We start from the raw sequence: 20,478 nt of genomic DNA, 5'->3' as shown, positions 1-20,478 counted from the left end.
CTATGAGCAAAAGTTTACGAATTGGAATTATCGGCAGCGGCGGAATTGCGAGAGCCCACGTATCGGCATATCAGAAGCTTCCTTTTGTAGAGATCGTAGCCGTGGCGGATGTTATTCCCGGCAAAGCCAGTCAGTTTGTTGAAGCGGAACAGCTTGTTGGAGCAGCAGCTTATGACGGACATCAAAAACTTCTCGAGCAAGAGCTCGACGGGGTAAGCATTTGTACCCCGAACGTCTCCCACCATATCACAACCGTCGATGCTTTGCGTGCGGGCAAGCAGGTTCTTCTGGAAAAGCCGATGTCGGTAACCTTCGGGGAAGCGCTTGAGATGACGCAAGTCGCGCGGGAGACGGGGAATATGCTAACGCTTGGTTTCCAGCCCCGCTATGATCCGAATATGAAGCTTCTTCAGGAGATCGTCCAATCTGGGCGGTTAGGCAAAGTTTATTATGCAGAAACAGGCGGCGGAAGGCGCCGGGGCATGCCCGGGGGGACATTCATTAGTAAAAAACTAGCGGGTGCCGGGGCAATGGCGGACATCGGCTGTTACTCCCTAGATATGGCGCTTAATGCGATGGGTTATCCAAGACCGCTTACGGTTTCGGCTTTTACTTCGAGCCATTTCGGAAGAAATTCTCTTTATCACCCTGAAGCAAGCAAGTTTGAGGTTGAAGATTTCGGTGTCGCGATGGTGCGTTTCGAGAATGATCTCGTCCTTCAGTTCAAGATTTCTTGGGCGATGCATATGGATACATTGGGGGCGACTATGTTCCTAGGTACAGATGCCGGGCTAAAGGTAACTCCTGCGGGAACCGGACCTTGGTCAGGGGTTTGGGATGGAGCGGTTGGATCGATAACGCTGTTTCATGATGAGTACGGCGGTCATACGCAGACTCCGATTCCGCTTGTCGAGCATAAGCTGAACCTATTTCACGAGAAGGTAAGAGACTTTGCCGAAGCCGTGCGGGATGGAAAACCGGCTCCGATTCCGGGAGAACAAATCCTGATTCAGCAAGCGATTATCGACGGAGTGCTGCGCTCGGCTGAATCGCGCCGGGAAGTGTCAATTGAACTTCCAAGGTAATGTAGGATTTCGGAATAAATGAAAGAACAGTTGTGAAAGCAAAGTGCATTTCGCGGGAATTGAATTAAGCGCTTAATCTGATATATTTTATATTAGATTAAGCCTTTTTTTAATATTGGGCCGCTGACGGGAAGGATGAAACACTATGGGACTTATATTTAATCCGGACGTCTGGCAAATTAGTTTAATGGAGCTGACGCTAAGGCTGTTGTTGGCTTTAGCGCTGGGTGGTTTGATCGGGCTCGAACGGGAACTTGGCGGGCATTCCGCAGGATTTCGGACCCATATTCTCGTTTGCCTGGGCTCAGCGGTCATTATCCTGTTATCGATGTATGGGTTTTCCGATTTCGCTGCGGAACCGAATGTCCGCCTAGACCCGGCACGATTGGCTGCACAAGTGATCAGCGGTGTCGGGTTCCTTGGTGCAGGCACTATCATGCGAACGGGATTTGGCGTATCCGGGTTGACGACGGCTGCCTCATTATGGGTATCTGCGGCAATTGGGCTCGCAGCAGGAGCAGGATTTTACTACGGTGCACTTATAGCGACTTTCCTGGTGGTGATGAGTTTGTTTGTGCTTAACAAATTCGAGAAGCTGTTTTCCAGAACGAAAAAAGTTCGCGAGCTCCTGCTAAAAATGGAAAAGAGCTCATCAGGCCTCAACTATGTATTGGCACACCTATCCGAAAGCGGCCTGCAAATTAACAAGCTTGTGGTTGAAAATAATGGAGCAGATGATATCCAAAGCGACCGATTAATGGTTATTCGAATGCACGTGAAAATAAAGAAATCGCAGCGGTATGAGGAAACGATTGCTGCTCTAGCCTTTATTGAAGGTGTCAGGGGAGTAGAAACTATCGGAGAGGTGCTGTGAATATACGGATATGATAATCGATTTACCGAGTTTCGCGCTTATTACGAAAAACATATGACTTGGGGGGCGTTCACTCTTGAATATTACGATGGTCGCGGCCCATACAGGCTGCGGTATATACCCAGACAATACGATGGCATCATTCCAAGAAGGCATTAAATTCGGCTCAGATATCGTTGAAGTCGATGTGCGAGTAACCCAAGAGGGCACGGCCATTCTGCTGCATGACGATTCACCTTATCTTCTTACACACACTTATGAACAGTTGAATAATCCGGACGTCCGGCCGCTGCTCGATCCAGCCTACAAAGAACATGAAATAGCGACATTGGCACAAGTTCTGCGGGTATCGGATCCGATCGGTATGAAATTGAATTTGGATTTGAAAACGGCAGATGCCATTGATCCGACAGTTAAACTTATCCGTCAATACGAAGCACTGAAACGGGTTTTCATAACAGGGTGTTCTGAAGGGATGACCGAGAGGTTTCCTGATGTTCAGGTAATGCTGAATACTCCGGTTGAGTTGTCGTCGCGCCACTCAGAGAGATACGACGAATTTGCGGAGTCTATTTGCCAGGAAGCGCGGCGAGGCGGTTATGTCGGGCTTAATATGAATGCATTAACTTGCCGTCAAGAAGTAGTCGATAGGGCACATGATTCCGGTTTGTTGGTTTGGGTCTATACCGTTAACGATCGGCCGACTATGGAAAGGTTTCTCGGGATGCGTATAGATGCCATTACAACGCGAGCGCCGAAAATTCTTATGGAACTTATAAGTGCATCAAAGCAACTATAGCAATCAGACGCAAATTTTACAGAAAATTTACTCAATTCAAACAATTCATGTCTTGTAGGATTAATTATTAAGTAATATAATCAATTCAAGATAATCGTTCACTATTCCGTAAAGAGGGTGATTTGCTAGAAATTTACGAGGTGTTTTGTCAATATGGTATCGATACCATATTGAAAGGCACCACACTTCCTTGCTGTCGCCGTCAGTAATCAGATCTTAACTGGAAAGAGGGTGATTTCCGACTTATGAAGCAATCAACTTTACCCCAGAAGATGAACGAGCCTCAAAGCACCTTATGGAAGAGCGTTTTACGGCACCGTTATTTGTACTTCATGTTATTGCCTTGTATTTTGTTCTTTATCATTTTTGCTTACATTCCAATGGGCGGTTTGTTGTTGGCCTTTAAGGAATACAAGTTCAACAAAGGCATAATGGGAAGTCCCTGGGTCGGGCTCGAATACTTCAAAACCTTTTTTAATTCGTATCAAAGCAGGGATTTGATTAAAAACACGCTCATCATTAGCGGGATGAAATTGTTCTTATACTTGCCGTTTCCGATTATTCTGGCGCTGATGTTTAACGAAGTGCGCTCCAAATGGTTCAAGAATGTTTCGCAAAGCGTGCTGTACTTGCCGCATTTCATATCTTGGGTTGTCGTTGTCGGATTGCTCCAAAGGATTCTCGCGCCGGACACCGGCTTGATGAATCAGGTTATTTCCAATATGGGCGGAGATGGCAGCACTTTCTTTATGATGGAACCTGGATACTTTTACCAGATCATGTTCGGAAGCCATCTGTGGAAGTCCATCGGCTGGGATTCGATCATTTATATGGCAGCGATTTCGGGAGTTAACCCTGACATGTACGAAGCGGCGAAAATCGATGGAGCCAACAAGTTCCGGGAAGTCTGGAACATTACGCTGCCGTCCATCACCCCGACTATCGTAATCCTCTTCATTTTATCGCTGGGCAGCATATTGTCTGCCGGTTTCGACCAGCTTTACTTGCTTCGAACGCCGGGCAACATGCAACTTTCCGATATATTGGACACCTATATTATCCGCGTTGGCTTGCAAGGCGGTCAGTATGGATACGCGACTGCCGTGGGCATGCTCCAAGGATTAATTGGATTGATCCTGGTCGTTCTCGCGAATCGGATCTCACGTAAAGTTTCTGACACTTCTTTATGGTAACGTTTCCATGATATCGATACCATAACCGTATGATCGATCATCCATCTGTTGGGAGACGCCTCCATGGCGTATTTCATAAAAACCATTGATGAAAAGGGGAAAACGCATGAACAAGAAATGGGCAAAGTATTTTACGATTCCTTTGATGGCGACTCTGCTGATTGCGGGTTGCTCCAACGGAAACAATGCCAACAACACAGAACCGGCCGCAAGCGGCGCGGCTTCGGTTGCGCCAGAAGGAAAACCGGCTACTTGGATTGCGGACCGTAAGATCAAAGGACTTGTATTTATGGGTACGGACGACTACACGGAAGATATGAATGCGGAAATCAAAGCGAAAATCAAAGAGCAGACGGGGATTGATTTCGAAATTGAAATCATGAAAGCCGAACATTCCATCGATGGTCTAATTGCAGGCATTGCGGCGAATGACTTGCCGGATTTCGTTGCTTTCTACCTCAATAACAGCGGCAGGCCGGAAATGCCGGTTGTGCTGAAGGCGGCACGCGAAGGCATGTTCACGGACCTCACGCCGCTTCTGAAAGACACGAAAGAGTACAGTAAATACTTGCAAGACGACTTCTTGCCGCTGGATACGAAGTTCGGCGTTATGTTCCGTCCGGAATTTAACGGCTCCTCTTACTTCGTCCACATGAATGTCAATCGTCAAGGCGGTTATCAAACCCGCAAATACGTAGGCGGTCCATACATCCGTAAAGACATCGCAGATTCGCTCGGAGTAGATCCGCGCACGATCACATCGACTGCACAGCTGTATGATTTAGCTAAAAAGATCAAAGAAGGCAATTTCAAAGACAACAACGGGAATCCGGTTACCCCGATTGGTCCTGCTTATTGGGGCGGTAAAGAAGTCGGAGCTTTGTTTAACGATCTGGAGTGGGGCGCCGACGATCAGCGTATCAAACAATCCAAGGACGGAAAAATCCTGCACGAAGCGGAAACGGAATTTGCCCTGAAAAAAGTGGAATATATTCAAAAGCTGATTAATGAAAAGCTTATTCATCCGGAGTTCTTCACAATTGATGAAAGCCGCGCTACAGAGGGAGCTTTGAACGGCTCGTGGGCAATTATCGCGGATACGCACAACTATCAAGAATACAATCAAGACATGCACTACATCCCGGTAGGACCGATCGACGCGGTTGACGGCCCGTACCAAATGGAAGTCAACTTTAAATCCGGTTACTCCGCATGGGCCATTCCGGCCACAACGGAAAAACCGGAAGAGATTGTTAAATTCGCCGACTTTCTCGCTAGCAAAGAAGGCAAGCTTCTATGGAAATACGGTTTGGAAGGGCGCGATTATACGCTCGGCGCAGACGGCTTCCCGCTAGTGAAACAAGAAGTGCTCGACCTGAAAACGAAAGACCCGAACGAAGCGAAAAAGCTCGGATTTGCCGGCGTGGGCAATTACTGGGGCGAATTGCTCGGCAGCACAGACATCGACTTTATGGCTGATTTCGGCGAAATGGAGTACGGCGACAAATTGAAAAAAGCCGAAAACCAAGGCTTTCAAAAGATTATCGAATACTGGAACTATGACGAGAAGCGCAAAAACGCTAAAGTCATCGACGCTTACACGCCGACCTCTTTCCTCGGGGAGTTCGATAGGAGTACGGAACTTAAAGCAGCGCTCGACAACTACAACGACAGCCTGATCCGCGCTTACTACAGCAAGAGCAAGGATGAAGCGAAGAAAATTTTGGATAGTGCTTTGAAACAACTGAAGTCAGCCGGATTGGACGATTATTTGAAGCTCGTTGCGGATAAAAACGCCGATCCAAAAACGCAAGTAAAACTATAAGAGAACGAATGAGCAATAGTAAAAAAGAATGATTGACGGTTGGGCGGTTTTATCTGTGTTGGGATAAACCGCCCTACCATCATGAAGGAGGAGGAAGCTAGTGGGGAACGAATTTTATAAGCTTAGCGTTGGCGAGAAAGTGTTCAAGATCGTCAATTATTTGCTTATTATTGCGCTATGTTTGTCGATCATCCTTCCTTTTCTGAACATTCTTGCTTTGGCCTTCAATCCCGGCAAAGACGCGGAAAGAGGCGGTATTTTCTTTTGGCCGAGAATTTGGTCTTTGGAAAACTTCAATAAAGTTTTCGAAGCGTCTAACATCGCAAGTGCATTCGGGATTTCTGTCTTCCGTACGGTTGTAGGCACGATCGCAAGCGTTTTTCTGACAGCGATGGCAGCCTACGCTTTAAAGAGCAAGACGCTCCCCGGTGGCAAGTTTTTTATGATGTTCATTTTTTTCACTATGCTGTTCAGCGGGGGCATCATCCCTTATTACATGCTGCTTAAATCGATTCATTTGACAAATAACATTTGGGTTTATGTCATTCCTAGTTTATATAGCGCGTGGAACATAATCATTATGCGAACATTTTTCCAACAAATGCATCCGAGTCTGGAAGAATCGGCGCGAATTGACGGATACAACGATTTTTCGATCTTTATGCGCATTATCATGCCGCTAAGCCGACCGGTTATTGCTGTTATTGGTTTATTTAATGCCGTTGGCCATTGGAACGATTGGTTCACCGGTGCCTTCTTCATTCGTAAAGCAGATTTACGTCCGCTGTCCACGTTGCTGCAAGAAATGCTGACGAGCGCGGAAGCGATGCGGGAAACGCTTAATCAGGCTGCCGGCATAAGATACGATTTGCTTGAAAAAATCCAGATTACGGGAAACTCGCTTAAAATGGCAACGATCATCGTCGTTGTTGCTCCGATTATTATTATTTATCCTTTCGTACAACGATATTTTGCCAAAGGAATTATGATCGGTTCGATGAAAGAGTAAAGCAGCTAGGAGAGGAACGGGTCGCGATGCAAATCTTAAATCCTTACAACCGTGCGGGAGTGTGGCTGCGAGGAAGCTTTCATAATCATACTTCTAACAGTGACGGATGGTTTCCGCTTGAAACTGTTTATAAAATGTACGCGGGATATGATTTCTTGGGAATATCCGACCACGATATAATAACGAGACACGAGGGCGAAAGAAACATCAAGACGGTGTTCGAAGCGATCGAAGTGAGCAGTCGCCAAACGCACATGCTGCTCGTAAAACCGCCGCTTTCCATGATGGACAACTACAGCAACGAGTTTACGATCGAGAACTATCAACGGTTGGCGGACATGGCAGCTGCCAATGGAGGTTTTGCCGTTCTCGTTCATCCGAACCGTTATTTCTCTAATTACTGGACGCTGGAAGATATGATGAAAATGGAACGGTATCTCGGAATAGAAATCTATAACGGAGACGGCAATCCGGAGTATGATATAGCGTTCGACAAGTGGGATGCTTTGCTGTCGGCCGGACGAAAAGTGTGGGGGTTCGGCAACGACGACTCGCACGTATACGGACAAGAGAAACGGGCTTGGAACATGGTACTGACTAATGAGGAGACCGGCGAAGCGATTGTGGAATCGATCAAAAATGGCAGTTTCTATGTATCAACGGGTTATGGTTTCGATGCGATTCGTACGGAAGGCCGTACGATTACGGTGGATCTTCGTTCGAATAAGCTGCTCGATTCCATGTACAAATATGTGACGTTGTTCGGTAAAGACGGCAAGGTGCTTCAGGAAACAACGGGCAGAATCAAGCAAGTGCAATACGAGTGCAAAGGCGACGAAGGATATGTGCGGATTGAAGCATATCTGGAAGGCGGTTATGCCGCTTTTTCCCAGCCGTTATACGTTGAGACGGACGGAATAACCGCACAGCATAGGTAACGTTTACAAGTAAAACAGGAATTCCTTGGTTCCCTGTCGAAAACTATCACGGACTGCAGTTCCGTTGAAGGGTGAGAAATGTGCAACCAAAAATCAAAGATGTAGCGCGGGCAGCAGGGGTTTCGGTTACAACCGTATCCAGAGTGCTGAACGGCGAAAAATATGTTAAAGACGATCTCAAAAACAAGGTCAATCAAGCCATCGAACAATTGGGTTACGCTCCGAGTCAAATCGCACGAAGCTTGGTGCGCAAAAAAACGAATCTCATCGGCGTGATCGTGCCCGATCTTACTTCGAGTTTCTATTCGACGATTCTCAGCAGTATTGAGGAAGCGGCAAGCTCGAACGGTTACAATTTATTGGTGTGCAACATCATCGAAGATACCGATAAAGAATTTAAATATCTAAATGTGTTTCAGGAGATGCGGGTCGAAGGCATTATCATCATGCATGAGAAAATAAATGAAGAAATCCGAACTTTGATTCATAAGATGAACATTCCTGTTATTTTCTCCAGCGTGAAACCGATGGATCAGGATTTTACTTCCGTTATTATCGACGACTACAAAGCAGCATATGATGCGACGAAATATTTGATAGAGCTCGGCCATGAGGAAATCGGCTTCATAGGGGGCGACATGCGAGACATCACTTCGGGACAAAACCGCTACAGCGGTTACCGGAACGCGTTGTCGGACCACTCTATTAAAATCGTATATGAAAATATCCGATTCGGAGATTATAAAGTCCGAAGCGGGTATGAGCAGATGAAAGATATGCTGCGCAACAAACAGGTGCCGACGGCCGTTTTTGCCGTCAGCGACGATATGGCGCTCGGAGCGATGAACTGCATCAGGGATCACAGCCTGCGGGTTCCGGAGGACATTTCCATTATGGGGTTTGACGGCAGTTTGCTGACGGAGCTGGTCCGCCCAACGTTAACCTCGATGGAGCAGCCTATACACGAAATGGGTAGAATTACAATGGGAGCGCTGATGAAACAAATTTCCCAAAAGGGTATTCCAACGGGTGATATTGTCCTGGAGCATCGCCTGGTTGTTCGTGAAAGCTGCAGAAAAAGGGAGTAATAAAAATATAGAGCGCATACTTGGAACAAACGGAGATGAGGACCATTGAAAAACTACGATGTCATCGTGATTGGAGACGCAAACATTGATTTAGTCGTTGCGGGCTGCAACGAACTGCCGGCACCCGGACAAGAGGTGCTCGTTCAAAATATGACCATCCACGTGGGCGGAGGCGCGGCTTTGTTTAGCTTGGCGCTGGCCAAACTCGGTTTGAAGATCGCTTTTAACGGAGTACTCGGAGAAGACGGATTCGGTCAGTTTGTGAGGGATCAATTTTCTCGTTATGGTATCGATACCAGTTATATTCGGAAGAGCAGGAGAAATACTGGCATTTCCATAGCCATCAATCCAGAAAACGATCGATCTTTTATTACGTACACGGGTTCGAATGCCGAACTCAGCCTGCAGCAGTTGGACATGAACAGCGTAGCATTAGGGCGCCATGTTCACTTAACGGGTTACAGGGGAAGCCAGAATCATTCCGAGTATCTAGAAACCGTGAAAAAGCTGAAAGCGCTCGGCGTCACCACTTCTATTGATGTAGGGTGGGACGATACAGGTGAATGGTATCAGGGCATTTTCGATTTAATGAATGAAGTTGACGTTTTTTTCATGAACGAAGCGGAAGCGCGGCACTACACCGGTTGTTCCACTGCGGGGGAAAGTATTCGTTTTCTTGCCAAGTATTGCAGCCACATCGTGCTCAAATTGGGTTCCGAAGGCGCGGTGGTTGCGGTAGACGGCCGTCAGGCGTATCGTTCGGGCTTCTCCGTCCAAGTTGTTGATACGACCGGCGCGGGTGATTCCTTTAACGCCGGATATATTTACGGTTATTTGGCAGGTAAACAGCCAGAAGAATGTTTGATTTACGGCAACGCCTGCGGTGCGCTATCCGTTAGCGAATACGGCGGTAGTACGGGGACGACGAACATACAATTGCTCGAAAAGTTCATCGACGGCCGAATCGGATCTACAATGGATAATTGGGAGGTAGCGAAATGAAACTGACGTTAATCGGAGGTGGAGGTGTCCGGGCTGTTCTGTTCACCAAAAGCCTGACCTTAAAGGCTGAGCAGGCAGGGATAACCAAGCTTGTACTGCTCGACACCGATCCCGAGCAGCTCGATGTGATAAGCCGATTGTGCCGGGTCGTCATCGCGCAAAGCGGTATCCGGATGGAACTGGAGACATCCACGGAGGCGCGCACCGCGCTGAAAGATGCGAAATACATCGTAACGACCATCCGGACCGGCAAAGAACAATCGCGATATACCGATGAGCAAATCGCACTGAATCATGGCGTTATCGGCCAGGAAACGACGGGTCCAGCCGGATTTTCCATGGCGCTTCGCACGATTCCCGTGCTGATGGACTATTGCAAGCTGGCCAAGGAGGTTGCTCCGGACGCGTGGATTTTCAATTTCTCCAATCCGTCTGGCCTGGTCACGCAAGCGTTGCGCAGCGCGGGGTATGACCGAGTGATCGGTATTTGCGACACGCCTAGCCACACTAAGCTTCGCATGGCCGAGGCGCTCGGCGTTGAGCCTGGCGAGCTGTATGTCGAGTTCTTCGGACTTAATCACTTGTCCTGGATGAGTAAAGTTATCTACCAAGGCGAAAATATATTGGATAAATTGAAAAAAGACGCTTCCTTTACGACCCGTGTCGATGAATTCAAAATGTTCGACGCAGATTTGCTGCATTCACTCCCCTTTTTGCCGAACGAATACTTATATTACTACTATCACCGGGAACAAGCGATGGCCAACATTGTCAAAGCGGGCATGACCCGGGGCCAGATGATCGCGCAAAACAACAAAGAGATGCTGGAAATACTCAAATCCATCGACATCGAGAACCAGCCGCAGAAGGCGCTCCAGACTTATCTTTATTATACGCAAAAAAGGGAAGCCTCTTATATGGCGATCGAAACGAACGGTCAGCCGAAGCCTATACCTCCGGCGGAAGAGCTGCAATTGCCGAATTCCCTCGGTTATGCGGGTGTCATGTTAGATTTCGTCGATTCGCTGCAAACCGGAGCTGAGCATAACATCGTGCTCTCCGTTCCGAACCAAGGAAGCATCGCGGGCTTTCACGACGACGATGTGGTGGAAATTTCGTGCAGCATCACAGCCGAAGGCGCGAAGCCGGTTGCGATCGGCGAAGTGCCCGAAGCGATGTATTTGCTGATGAGAAATGTGAAACGGTTTGAAAGACTGACGGTCGAGGCGGTTCAGAACAAATCTATCGAACTGGCGGTAGAAGCGCTAACGGCGCATCCGCTAGTCTGTTCCTACTCGATCGCCAAACAGCTGGTACGCGATTATCTGCGAGCTTATCAGCCAATTTTGGGAGAGTGGAAATAATGCGCTCCGAGGAGCTGTACGCGAAGCTGGTTAAGCTGAAAACCAGCGTGCCCGAAGGCTATTGGGGCAGGCGCATCGCAGCGCAATTGGAGTACGCGAACCGGGTTTCTCGGGTACAGGAAGCGCAGTTTGACGCACTTATCGGTTCGGTGGTGAGTTTTCTGCAGGATACGCTAGAGCGGGAAGGCACCATCGGAGAGCAAGCGGCTCGCGAAGCAGAGGCGCTGCTATCGGAAATGGCAACTGCAGCGAAGTCCTACCAATTAATCTGCGCCGCTCACGCCCATTTAGATATGAACTTCCTGTGGGGTTGGGATGAGACGGTATCGGCAACGCTTAACACGTTCCGGACGATGCTGGATTTGCTGCAGGAGTATTCCGATTTCCGCTTCTCCCATTCCCAAGCTGCTGCCTATCACATTGTTGAAACCTACGACCCCGAAATGCTGGAAGAAATCAAAGCACGCGTCCAGGAGGGACGATGGGAAGTGACCGCTTCGACCTGGGTGGAAGCAGACAAAAATATGCCGAACGGCGAGAGCATGGTACGGCAATTTTTGTATGCCAAAAACTATCTAGGGCGTTTGTTCGGACTTACGCCGGATGACCTGCAAATCGATTTCGAACCGGACACGTTCGGTCATGGCCTTAATGTGCCCGAGACGCTGCATCACGCGGGCATCAAATATTATTACTATTGCCGCGGTCATAACAATGAGGGTCATCACCTTTATCGTTGGATGGCCCCTTCCGGCCGCTCTGTCATCGCATACAAAGAGCCGCATTGGTATGATTCCCGCATCGAAACGGAAATGGTGCTTACTGTTCCGGAGTTTTGCCGGCAAACAGGCTTGAATACAATGATGAAGGTGTATGGGGTAGGCGATCATGGCGGAGGACCAACGCGGCGCGACATAGAACGCGTGCTCGATATGAGAGAGTGGCCGATTTTCCCGACGATTCGCTTCGGTAAGTACGCAGAGTATTTCGCGTTGACGGAGCAAATCGCCGATCGGCTGCCGATTGTACAGAACGAGCTGAACTTTATTTTCACGGGCTGCTACAGCTCGGAAGCGCGTCTGAAGCTAGCGAACCGGGTGTCAGAGAACTTGCTGTATGAAGCCGAAGCGTTGTCCAGCGTTTCCGCCTTGTGGGCTAATACCAAGTATTATGGCCAACCATTGGAAGAAGCTTGGAGGAAGACGCTGTTTAATCAATTTCACGATATATTGCCGGGGACTGGAATACCGGAAACCCGTGACCACGCGCTCGGAGCGTTCCAAGAAGTATCCGCCATGGCGAACAGCAAGCGAAGCGCAGCCATGCGCAGTCTCGCGGCGCGGATCGACACTTCCCGTTATGCGATTCAAGGCGAACGCTTCAATGAAAGCTTCTCGGAGGGGGCGGGTGCCGGAGTTGGCGTCTTGCATCAGTTCCGAACGGGTGAAAGCGACCGCGGACGCGGAAAAATACGAGTGTTCCACGTGTTCAACAGTGCGTCTTCCGCTAGGAACGAATTAGTTGAGATCACGATATGGGATTGGGACGGAAACGTTCAGAGAATCGGATTCGAGGACGATGAAGGAAAAACGGTGGCGTTTCAATACGTTGACCGCGGGTTCGCCGAACATTGGGGACACTTTTTCTTGCGTGTGCTGCTTCCGGTGAACGTTCCGTCCATGGGCTACAGCACTTATATGATGACGGAAAAAGACGGGGACATGGCCTTCCTTGCGGCGAACGACTTCTATCTCACCGGACAGAACCTGTCGCCTGTGGAACAGTATTCGTTCGTGCTGGAGAACGAGCGGTTAAAGGCGGTTCTCGATCCGCGGAAGCTCGCCATCATCTCTCTGATCGATAAAGAGACGGGAACGCAGCTCATCGACGGCAGTCGTCCCGCCGGCGTATTCCGGTTCATCGAGGAGGACGCCTTTCAGGGCGGCGGCAACGCATGGCTGGTAGGCCGTTACCGTAAAGTAGAAGAGCTCTCGGAGGGCTTCAAAATCGAAAGCTGCGATATTGACACCAGCCTTCTTCGGCAGTCGGTCACATTCAGCCGCTCATTCCGCAGCTCCAAACTGCGGGTAACCGTATCGTTGGATCAGGGAAGCAACAAGCTCGATTACAACGTCGAATGCGATTGGCATGAATACGGCACAGACAAGGAATTTACGCCTCAGCTGCAGTTTTACGCGCCTTTCGGTTATGACAGCGAGACCTACCGATACGATACGGCCTTTGGTACGATTCAACGTTCGCCGCTTCCTTTAGACGTACCTGCGAACAGCTGGGCGCTTGGAGTTACTGCTGACCGTACGCAAGGTAAATCGCTTATGCTCATTACGGATTGCAAATATGGATTCCGCGGTGTGGACCAAGGACTTTCGGTAACCTTGCTCCGAGGGTCTTACAGTCCGGATCGTTACCCGGACACAGGAGTCCATCGGTTTCGCATAAGCGTTTGTTTGGTTGATCCGACGAGCAATCAAGTTCTGATCGAAAATTCTTCCCATTACCATCATCCGCTCCAGGCGATTTCCGTGGCAGCGGGTAAAGGGGATTGGCCGACGACAAAAAGCTTTTTCCGGTTGGATGAAGGGACTGTCGCATTGTCCGCGATCAAGATGCCGGAAGGCGATCAAACCGCAAAACGATGGATCATTCGGATGTATGAAACGGAAGGAAAGACGACAACCGCGGCGTTGACCTTGTTCCGCAAGGTAAGCAAAGCTTATTTCGTCGATACGCTCGAACGTCCGGCTGCGGACGGGGACGTTTCCGTTTCCATTGACGAATCCCGAGTACGCTTCGAGGTAATGGCAAATAGTGTCGCAAGTCTATGCGTGGAGTTCGAATAGCCGCCTTATCAAGGTATCGGAGGGAAAATGGTTATGGGCAGCGGCTTGAAATATCGTCAAGATGGAACCTTTAAGATCGTGCAGTTCACGGATATGCATTTCGGGGACGGGAAAGAGGAAGAACGGGAGAGCGACGGTCGAACGGCTGCTTTGGTCCGGCGCGTTATTGCGGCTGAACAGCCGGATTTGGTCGTGCTGACCGGCGATATGATCTGGAGCCATGGCGTTGGGGATCCAAAGGCGTCGTTTCGCAGGGCGATTGCGCCGATCGCCGAATCACAGGTTCCTTGGGCAGCCGTATTCGGCAACCACGATGCGGAAGCGGGGGTTACGCGGGAGGAACTGCTGGCGATCCAGCAGGAAAATGAAAGATGTCTTTCCATTGCCGGACCTTCCGACATTAACGGCGTGGGAAACTTCATGTTGAAGGTGAAGGACGGTGCCGGGAGCAATGATGCCTTGGCACTGTATTTCTTTGATTCCGGCATCAACGCCCCTGAAGAAATCGGCGGGTACGCGTGGGTCCACCCGGATCAGATTCACTGGTACACGCAGGAGTCCCGGCGGTTGGCGGAGCAAAGCGGGAGACCGCTGTCCGCGCTCGCTTTCTTCCATATTCCGGTTCCCGAGTATGATGCCGCGTGGCATGGAGGACAAGTGACCGGCACCAAAGAGGAAAATGTGGAGTGCCCCAAAATTAACACGGGCTTGTTTGGGGCGATGGTCCAAATGAAAGATGTGCTGGGTACCTTTGTCGGGCATGACCACGACAATGATTATTGCGGCACCCTGCACGGCATTCGTCTTTGTTATGGCCGCGTGACGGGCTACAATTGCTACGGAAAATTGCGCAGAGGCGCTCGTGTCATTCAGTTGCATGAAGGAACTCGGGATTTCGATACCTGGATCGTAGAGGATGACGGAGGGATTGTTCGATGAGTATCGAGAAGGGATCCGATGACGCGTTGCAAACACTCGTCTACCCGGTTTACCAGGAAAGCCTGAAGCGGCTTTCGGATGTGCCGCACGTTGGGCAACTCTTGGATTCGGCCGCGCTGCGCCCGCATATGGGAGCTAGAAATGCCGTTACGTGGTTCTATGGCCGCCAAGGACAACCGGATATTGTTCTCGTAGGCTTGGGCGACACGGCGCCGTTTCATCCCGCTCGCATCCGCGAAGCGGCTGGCAACACGGGGAGAACGGCGGTCAAGGAGCAGTGCAGGTCAGCCCTTGTATCCTTTCAAGTGTTATGGGATGGAGAGACATCTTCCTGCCTAGAAACGGAAGCGGTAACGGCATGGGTAGAAGGTTGGCGGCTGGGAACTTATTCTTTTGACAAATACAAGGCGAAGAACCATGAACGAGTACTCCCAATTCTTCGTTTCGAAGGGGAAACGAACGCGGATGTTCAGGACGCGATTCGGCGTGGGGAAATTCACTCTGCGGGCACTCAGTGGGCGCGTAACTTGGCAAACGAGCCTGCCAATCATTTGCGTCCATTCACGTTGGTCGAGAGAGTGAAGGAGCGTTTTACCGGCACAGCCGTCGAGATTAAAGTGTTCACGGGCGAAGAGCTGGAGCGTCTCGAGCTGGCCGGAATGATAGCGGTAGGAAAAGGAAGCGCCTTTCCGCCTGCTTTTATCGAGCTCCGCTATTGCACGGACGAGTCAAAGCCGCTTACGGCGCTGATCGGCAAAGGGATTACGTTCGACACCGGGGGCGTCAGCCTTAAACGTGACAACGACATAAGCGATATGAGGATGGATATGGCCGGAGCGGCGGGGGTGCTCGGTGCGCTGGACATCTTGGTTAAAAGCGGCGCGTCCGCAAATGTGGCGGTGTTGGTACCTGCGGCGGAGAACGTAATATCCGGGCACTGCCTGTTGCCAAGCGATGTGATCCTATATGCGAACGGGCTTACCGTTCAAGTGGGCAATACCGATTCGGAAGGACGACTCATTCTCGCCGACGCGTTGATCTATGCCCATCGTATCGGTGCCGCCGAAGCAATTGATATGGCGACGCTTACCTATTCCGTCGTCGGAGCGCTCGGCTCCAAAATCGCCGGTATTTTCGGGGATGACGAGTTGGCGCGCTCATTGATAAATGCTGGCGATCCATTCGGCGAGAAGGTATGGCAGCTGCCTTTGGTCGATGAATACGAATCGTACTTGGAGAGCGATTATGCGGAAATCATCAACATAAGCCGAGGTGAAGGCGCAGGGGCGATCATGGCGGCACTGTTTTTACGGAAGTTTGTTCATCCCTCGCTGAGATGGGCGCATATCGACATGAACGGACCGAAAGCTTCGTCCTCTGCAAATGGAGCTCACGCCATCGGAGCAACCGGCTTCGGCGCACGGTTGTTGGCCTCGTTTGTAATGGGGCGGGACAAAAAGGCTTTGATCAAGGAGGACAGAGGAGAACCATGGAAAAAACCATAAAAGAAGCCGCACGGGTAAAGCCCTCGGATCGTCAGCTCGCTTGGCACGAAATGGAGTTTTATGGTTTTATTCATTTTACGGTCAATACGTTTACCAATCGGGAGTGGGGACTCGGGAACGAAGACCCTGCTCTCTTCGATCCCTCCGAATTAAATGCCGATCAATGGGTGGAAGTGTGCAAATCGGCAGGCATGAAGGGATTGATCTTGACATGCAAGCATCATGACGGTTTTTGCTTGTGGCCGAGCCGTTATACCGAGCATTCTGTAAAAAACAGTCCGTGGAGAGAAGGAAAGGGCGATCTGGTCAAGGAGGTCGCGGACGCTTGCCGTTCCGCTGGAATCCGCTTCGGTATCTACCTTTCGCCATGGGATCTTCATGAACCAACCTATGGAGATTCGATAACCTATAACTCTTTCTTTATGAACCAGCTAAGAGAGCTGTTGACCGATTACGGCGACATTTTCTGCGTATGGTTCGATGGTGCTTGCGGAGAGGGGCCAAACGGCAAAAGGCAGGTTTACGACTGGGAAAGCTACTACCTGCTCATCCGCGTGCTGCAGCCGGGAGCGGTCATTTCGGTATGCGGCCCGGACGTCCGCTGGTGCGGCAATGAAGCCGGCCATACCCGCAATTCGGAGTGGAGCGTGGTGCCGGCAGCCTTGCAGGACAACGAGAAAATCCAGGAGAAATCGCAGCAAGAGGATGACGGCGAGTTTGCCAAGCGGTATGACTCTCAGGACGACGATTTAGGAAGCCGGGAAGTTATTCGAGGAGCGGATAAGCTTGTTTGGTATCCTGCGGAAGTGAATACCTCGATCCGTCCGGGCTGGTTTTATCATCCTGAAGAGGACGACCAAGTTAAGCCGTTGGACGAACTGCTGGAAGTCTACGTTCGGTCGGTTGGAGGCAACGCTAACTTCTTGCTGAACTTGCCTCCTGATAAGCGCGGCCTGATCCACGAGAACGATGCGCGGCGAATGAGCGAGCTCGGCCAGACGATCATGGACACGTACCGGGACAACTTATGTGCTGAAGCTGTGGCCGTTGCATCGGCGCAAATGGATGATCGGCATGATGCGAACAACATACTTGATGGGAATCTGGACACTTACTGGTGTCCTCCGGAAGGTGTGGAGCAAGCCGAGATCGAAATCGACCTGCAAGAACAAAAAACATTCGACCGCATCGTCCTGATGGAACAAATCCGGGTCGGTCAACGAATTGAAAGCTTCAGCCTGGAATGGAAAGATGGAGACGTGTGGAAACCTCTGGATCAGGGAACGGTCATCGGTTATAAACGCATTTGCCGTTTCGGCAAGGTAACCGCCCGTTATATCAAACTTACCATTACAGCCTCCAGATGGTATCCGACGCTGACAAGTTTTCAAGTATTTTCAAGCAAATAATAATGAAGGTTCTCAGGTGGAGGGGAATACATTGGCACAAAAATTTCATTCTATTCGTTTCCGTCAGGTTCATCTTGATTTCCATACTTCCGAGCACATTACGGGCGTAGGTAAAGATTTCGACGAGGAACAATTCATCGGCTGTTTACAAAAGGCCCATATCGATACGATCAACGTCTTTGCCATGTGCCATCATGGTTGGAGCTACTTCGATACGAAGGTCGGACAGGCGCATCCGCATCTGGAAACGAATTTGCTGCCGAGAATGCTGGACGCTTGCAAACAGAACGATATTGAAGCGCCAATCTATATTACCGTAGGCTTTAACGAGCTCGCTGCCAGAGAACATCCCGACTGGGTGGTAGTGAAGCCTAATGGCGAACCGTACGGCCCTCCGAAAGCGCCGAATGAAACTCCGCTCCCCTCCGGCTGGGACGGTTGGCATATGCTCTGTATGAATTCCCCATACCTGCAGTATATATTGGATTACACCCGGGAAGTGATGGAGAGATTCCAACCGATTGGCATTTTCTATGATATCGTCGGTGAATATCCATGCCTTTGTTCAAACTGCCGCAGCAGGTTGAAGGAACTGGGATTGGACGAGAACAACCCGGAACACCGCATGCAATTAGCCAAACAGGTTTACTTGAACTATTTGCAGAAAACCTCGGAGCTCATTTGGTCGATCAATTCGGAAACCAGGCTTTATCATAACTGTACGACAGAGAAAATGGGCGAAAAACTTTATTACCCTTACTATTCCCACTACGATATCGAATCACTGCCTACCGGTGGTTGGGGGTATGATTATTTCAGCAGCATGGTGCGTTATATTCGAAAACAGGATTTTCAATATTTAGGGATGACCGGGAAGTTCCATAAATCTTGGGGAGAATTCGGAGGCTTTAAGAATCCGGCCGCATTGCGCTATGAGTGCCAGCAGATGATTTCTTTCGGAGCTAGGATCTGTATCGGCGATCAGCTTCATCCAAGCGGTCATATGGATGAAGAAACATACCGGATCATCGGAGAGGCTTTCGAGGATGTCGCGGTCAAAGAGACCTGGTGCCATTCAACCGACAGCGTTGCGGAAATTGCCATTCTCTCGGCTAATGCGCTTATCGGAGCCGAAGACAGCCGAACTAGCGACATGGGCGCTTATATGATGCTGGAAGAGGGACATTATTTGTTCGACATGATTGACTACGCCATGGAATTCTCTTCTTATAAAATACTGATACTGCCTGATCAGATCCGGTTGACCGACTCCCTCAAAAATAAACTTGAGCAGTATGTGGCAGACGGCGGTAAACTTATTATGAGCGCAGAAAGCGGCCTTTGGACGGAACGTCCTGAATTTGCCCTTGACGTAGGGGCGAATTTCCGCGGCAAATCGGAGTGGGAGAAGGATTATACGCTCGTATCCGATCTGATCGCAGGTAATCTTGTAACCTCTCCCTTCATCAATTATGAATCCGGTTATAAAGTCGCCGTCAATGAGGCAGAGGTGTTGGCGCATACGTACAGACCGTACTTTAACCGGACTTACGGGCATTTTTGCTCGCATTTGCACGCTCCAGCTGCAGAAGAAGCGGATTATCCCGCTGTCATCCGTCACGGTAATATCATCTACATCTCACAGCCTTTGTTTCGTTTATACCGGAATCACGGCATGCAGCTTTACCGGGATTTATTCCTGCAGTGCGTGAAACAGCTGCTGCCCGAACCTGTAATGACGACCAGTCTGCCTTCTGCGGGAAAAGTGAATCTAACCCGTCTCGCAACTGATAACGATTATGTTCTGCATCTGTTATATGCCGTGCCGATATTACGCGGGGATACGCAGGTGATCGAAGACGTGCCGACTCTACGGGACATCTCCGTTCGAATAAAGCTGGATAAGGAAGTCACGGAAGTCCGACTGCTGCCCGAGATGACTGAAATTCCGTATGACCGGGATGAACAGGGGTATACCCGCTTTTCGGTTGACCTCACGAGTCATCAGATGGTTTTGTGCCATACCTGAGTCTGGCCTATGTTGCGGGCGCTGCTCGCCGTTAGAAAGGGGCTGTCCGAGTAGGTGATCATATGGAACAGTCTTTAAGACGGTGCGAGCGTGTTAGTAGTGGAAAAGTAGCTAGTTTGGGTGGATTAAGACGCTGCGAGCGTGTTAGTGGTGGGAAGCAGCTAGATGTTACGGGATAAGTACGGTTCAGAGCTCGAATCGGAATTCCTGCTCGCTGAAACGATATTTCTCATGCAGCTCCGGACCGCAAGAGGCCGATCCGACACAGCTCATTTTGTAATCCAGATGGATGATCGTTTCCTTCCTCTTCTTCAGCTCATAGGTGTGCGCGGCGGCTGTAAGATCCTCAGATGAATAGTGGGAAGCGTTAAACGAGAACGGGTTTGGCACCGTAAATTTCAAGCCCATACCCTGCTCATTCGACACGATCGCCCAATCCGTTCCGTAACGCGAACCGTTCTCTTGCGGCGCTTGATCTAATTATAGCCGTGGGATACGATCTGCTATGGGAACCAAAATGGACAACATACCATACAAAATGGGCATTCCGAGGTGACG

The 20,478-nt window shown here is 49.9% G+C and carries 15 protein-coding genes and 1 pseudogene; 15 read left to right on the top strand and 1 reads right to left on the bottom strand.

All coding sequences use genetic code 11. From position 1 onward, the window contains the following. Positions 1 to 2 precede the first annotated feature (2 nt). From ACESLK_RS16635 to ACESLK_RS16565, 15 genes are all read left to right on the top strand, one after another. Positions 3 to 1,085, top strand: a complete 1,083-nt coding sequence (locus tag ACESLK_RS16635; RefSeq protein WP_373230724.1) for a Gfo/Idh/MocA family protein — start codon at positions 3 to 5, stop codon at positions 1,083 to 1,085. A gap of 145 nt (positions 1,086 to 1,230) precedes the next feature. After that, positions 1,231 to 1,959: an MgtC/SapB family protein gene (locus tag ACESLK_RS16630; RefSeq protein WP_373230723.1), complete on the top strand. Its 729-nt coding sequence runs from the start codon at positions 1,231 to 1,233 to the stop codon at positions 1,957 to 1,959. Positions 1,960 to 2,035: 76 nt separating this feature from the next. Then, on the top strand, positions 2,036 to 2,758 hold the full coding sequence (locus ACESLK_RS16625) for a glycerophosphodiester phosphodiesterase (protein WP_373230721.1): 723 nt from the start codon (positions 2,036 to 2,038) through the stop codon (positions 2,756 to 2,758). A gap of 245 nt (positions 2,759 to 3,003) precedes the next feature. After that, positions 3,004 to 3,951 carry an ABC transporter permease gene (locus tag ACESLK_RS16620; protein WP_373230720.1) on the top strand — a complete coding sequence of 316 codons (948 nt, stop codon included), beginning with the start codon at positions 3,004 to 3,006 and terminating at the stop codon, positions 3,949 to 3,951. A 106-nt stretch (positions 3,952 to 4,057) separates the two neighbouring features. Further along, a complete protein-coding gene (locus ACESLK_RS16615) occupies positions 4,058 to 5,776 on the top strand; it encodes an extracellular solute-binding protein (protein ID WP_373230718.1) in 1,719 nt (572 codons plus the stop codon). A 100-nt stretch (positions 5,777 to 5,876) separates the two neighbouring features. Then, positions 5,877 to 6,785, top strand: coding sequence for a carbohydrate ABC transporter permease (locus tag ACESLK_RS16610; RefSeq protein ID WP_373230716.1), 909 nt, complete (start codon positions 5,877 to 5,879; stop codon positions 6,783 to 6,785). Positions 6,786 to 6,811: 26 nt separating this feature from the next. Then, on the top strand, positions 6,812 to 7,723 hold the full coding sequence (locus ACESLK_RS16605; protein WP_373230714.1) for a CehA/McbA family metallohydrolase: 912 nt from the start codon (positions 6,812 to 6,814) through the stop codon (positions 7,721 to 7,723). Positions 7,724 to 7,803: 80 nt separating this feature from the next. Then, positions 7,804 to 8,811 carry a LacI family DNA-binding transcriptional regulator gene (locus ACESLK_RS16600; protein ID WP_373230713.1) on the top strand — a complete coding sequence of 336 codons (1,008 nt, stop codon included), beginning with the start codon at positions 7,804 to 7,806 and terminating at the stop codon, positions 8,809 to 8,811. A gap of 45 nt (positions 8,812 to 8,856) precedes the next feature. After that, positions 8,857 to 9,813: a carbohydrate kinase family protein gene (locus ACESLK_RS16595; protein ID WP_373230712.1), complete on the top strand. Its 957-nt coding sequence runs from the start codon at positions 8,857 to 8,859 to the stop codon at positions 9,811 to 9,813. Continuing rightward, entirely contained in the window at positions 9,810 to 11,177 is a 1,368-nt protein-coding gene (locus ACESLK_RS16590) for a family 4 glycosyl hydrolase (RefSeq protein WP_373230711.1), read from the top strand. The genes ACESLK_RS16595 and ACESLK_RS16590 overlap by 4 nt, the downstream gene beginning before the upstream one ends. Continuing rightward, the gene (locus ACESLK_RS16585) at positions 11,177 to 14,038 is read left to right on the top strand and encodes an alpha-mannosidase (protein ID WP_373230710.1); all 2,862 of its coding nucleotides are present in this window, start codon (positions 11,177 to 11,179) and stop codon (positions 14,036 to 14,038) included. The genes ACESLK_RS16590 and ACESLK_RS16585 overlap by 1 nt, the downstream gene beginning before the upstream one ends. Before the next feature lie 33 nt (positions 14,039 to 14,071). Then, positions 14,072 to 14,977: a metallophosphoesterase family protein gene (locus ACESLK_RS16580; protein ID WP_373230709.1), complete on the top strand. Its 906-nt coding sequence runs from the start codon at positions 14,072 to 14,074 to the stop codon at positions 14,975 to 14,977. Next, positions 14,974 to 16,482, top strand: coding sequence for a leucyl aminopeptidase family protein (locus ACESLK_RS16575; RefSeq protein ID WP_373230708.1), 1,509 nt, complete (start codon positions 14,974 to 14,976; stop codon positions 16,480 to 16,482). The genes ACESLK_RS16580 and ACESLK_RS16575 overlap by 4 nt, the downstream gene beginning before the upstream one ends. After that, positions 16,467 to 17,891, top strand: a complete 1,425-nt coding sequence (locus ACESLK_RS16570) for an alpha-L-fucosidase (protein ID WP_373230707.1) — start codon at positions 16,467 to 16,469, stop codon at positions 17,889 to 17,891. The genes ACESLK_RS16575 and ACESLK_RS16570 overlap by 16 nt, the downstream gene beginning before the upstream one ends. A gap of 31 nt (positions 17,892 to 17,922) precedes the next feature. Continuing rightward, a complete protein-coding gene (locus tag ACESLK_RS16565) occupies positions 17,923 to 19,920 on the top strand; it encodes a beta-galactosidase trimerization domain-containing protein (protein WP_373230706.1) in 1,998 nt (665 codons plus the stop codon). 186 nt (positions 19,921 to 20,106) lie between these two features. Here ACESLK_RS16565 and ACESLK_RS16560 read toward each other — a convergent pair. Continuing rightward, positions 20,107 to 20,379 (bottom strand): annotated as a pseudogene (locus ACESLK_RS16560) (beta-galactosidase small subunit-related protein); the annotation flags it as partial. Between the last annotated feature and the right edge of the window lie 99 nt (positions 20,380 to 20,478).

This window comes from Cohnella sp. (assembly GCF_041640265.1).
Lineage (GTDB): Bacteria > Bacillota > Bacilli > Paenibacillales > Paenibacillaceae > Cohnella.
The sequence above is the reverse complement of the archived record's forward strand: the minus strand, read 5'-3'. Positions and strand labels throughout refer to the sequence as shown.

What these genes read in the sequence shown, in the direction of transcription:
- ACESLK_RS16635 (WP_373230724.1), top strand. Translation starts at nt 3, where the DNA reads ATGAGCAAAAGTTTACGAATTGGAATTATCGGCAGCGGCGGAATTGCG.
- ACESLK_RS16630 (WP_373230723.1), top strand. Translation starts at nt 1,231, where the DNA reads ATGGGACTTATATTTAATCCGGACGTCTGGCAAATTAGTTTAATGGAG.
- ACESLK_RS16620 (WP_373230720.1), top strand. Translation starts at nt 3,004, where the DNA reads ATGAAGCAATCAACTTTACCCCAGAAGATGAACGAGCCTCAAAGCACC.
- ACESLK_RS16615 (WP_373230718.1), top strand. Translation starts at nt 4,058, where the DNA reads ATGAACAAGAAATGGGCAAAGTATTTTACGATTCCTTTGATGGCGACT.
- ACESLK_RS16605 (WP_373230714.1), top strand. Translation starts at nt 6,812, where the DNA reads ATGCAAATCTTAAATCCTTACAACCGTGCGGGAGTGTGGCTGCGAGGA.
- ACESLK_RS16590 (WP_373230711.1), top strand. Translation starts at nt 9,810, where the DNA reads ATGAAACTGACGTTAATCGGAGGTGGAGGTGTCCGGGCTGTTCTGTTC.
- ACESLK_RS16585 (WP_373230710.1), top strand. Translation starts at nt 11,177, where the DNA reads ATGCGCTCCGAGGAGCTGTACGCGAAGCTGGTTAAGCTGAAAACCAGC.
- ACESLK_RS16580 (WP_373230709.1), top strand. Translation starts at nt 14,072, where the DNA reads ATGGGCAGCGGCTTGAAATATCGTCAAGATGGAACCTTTAAGATCGTG.
- ACESLK_RS16575 (WP_373230708.1), top strand. Translation starts at nt 14,974, where the DNA reads ATGAGTATCGAGAAGGGATCCGATGACGCGTTGCAAACACTCGTCTAC.
- ACESLK_RS16570 (WP_373230707.1), top strand. Translation starts at nt 16,467, where the DNA reads ATGGAAAAAACCATAAAAGAAGCCGCACGGGTAAAGCCCTCGGATCGT.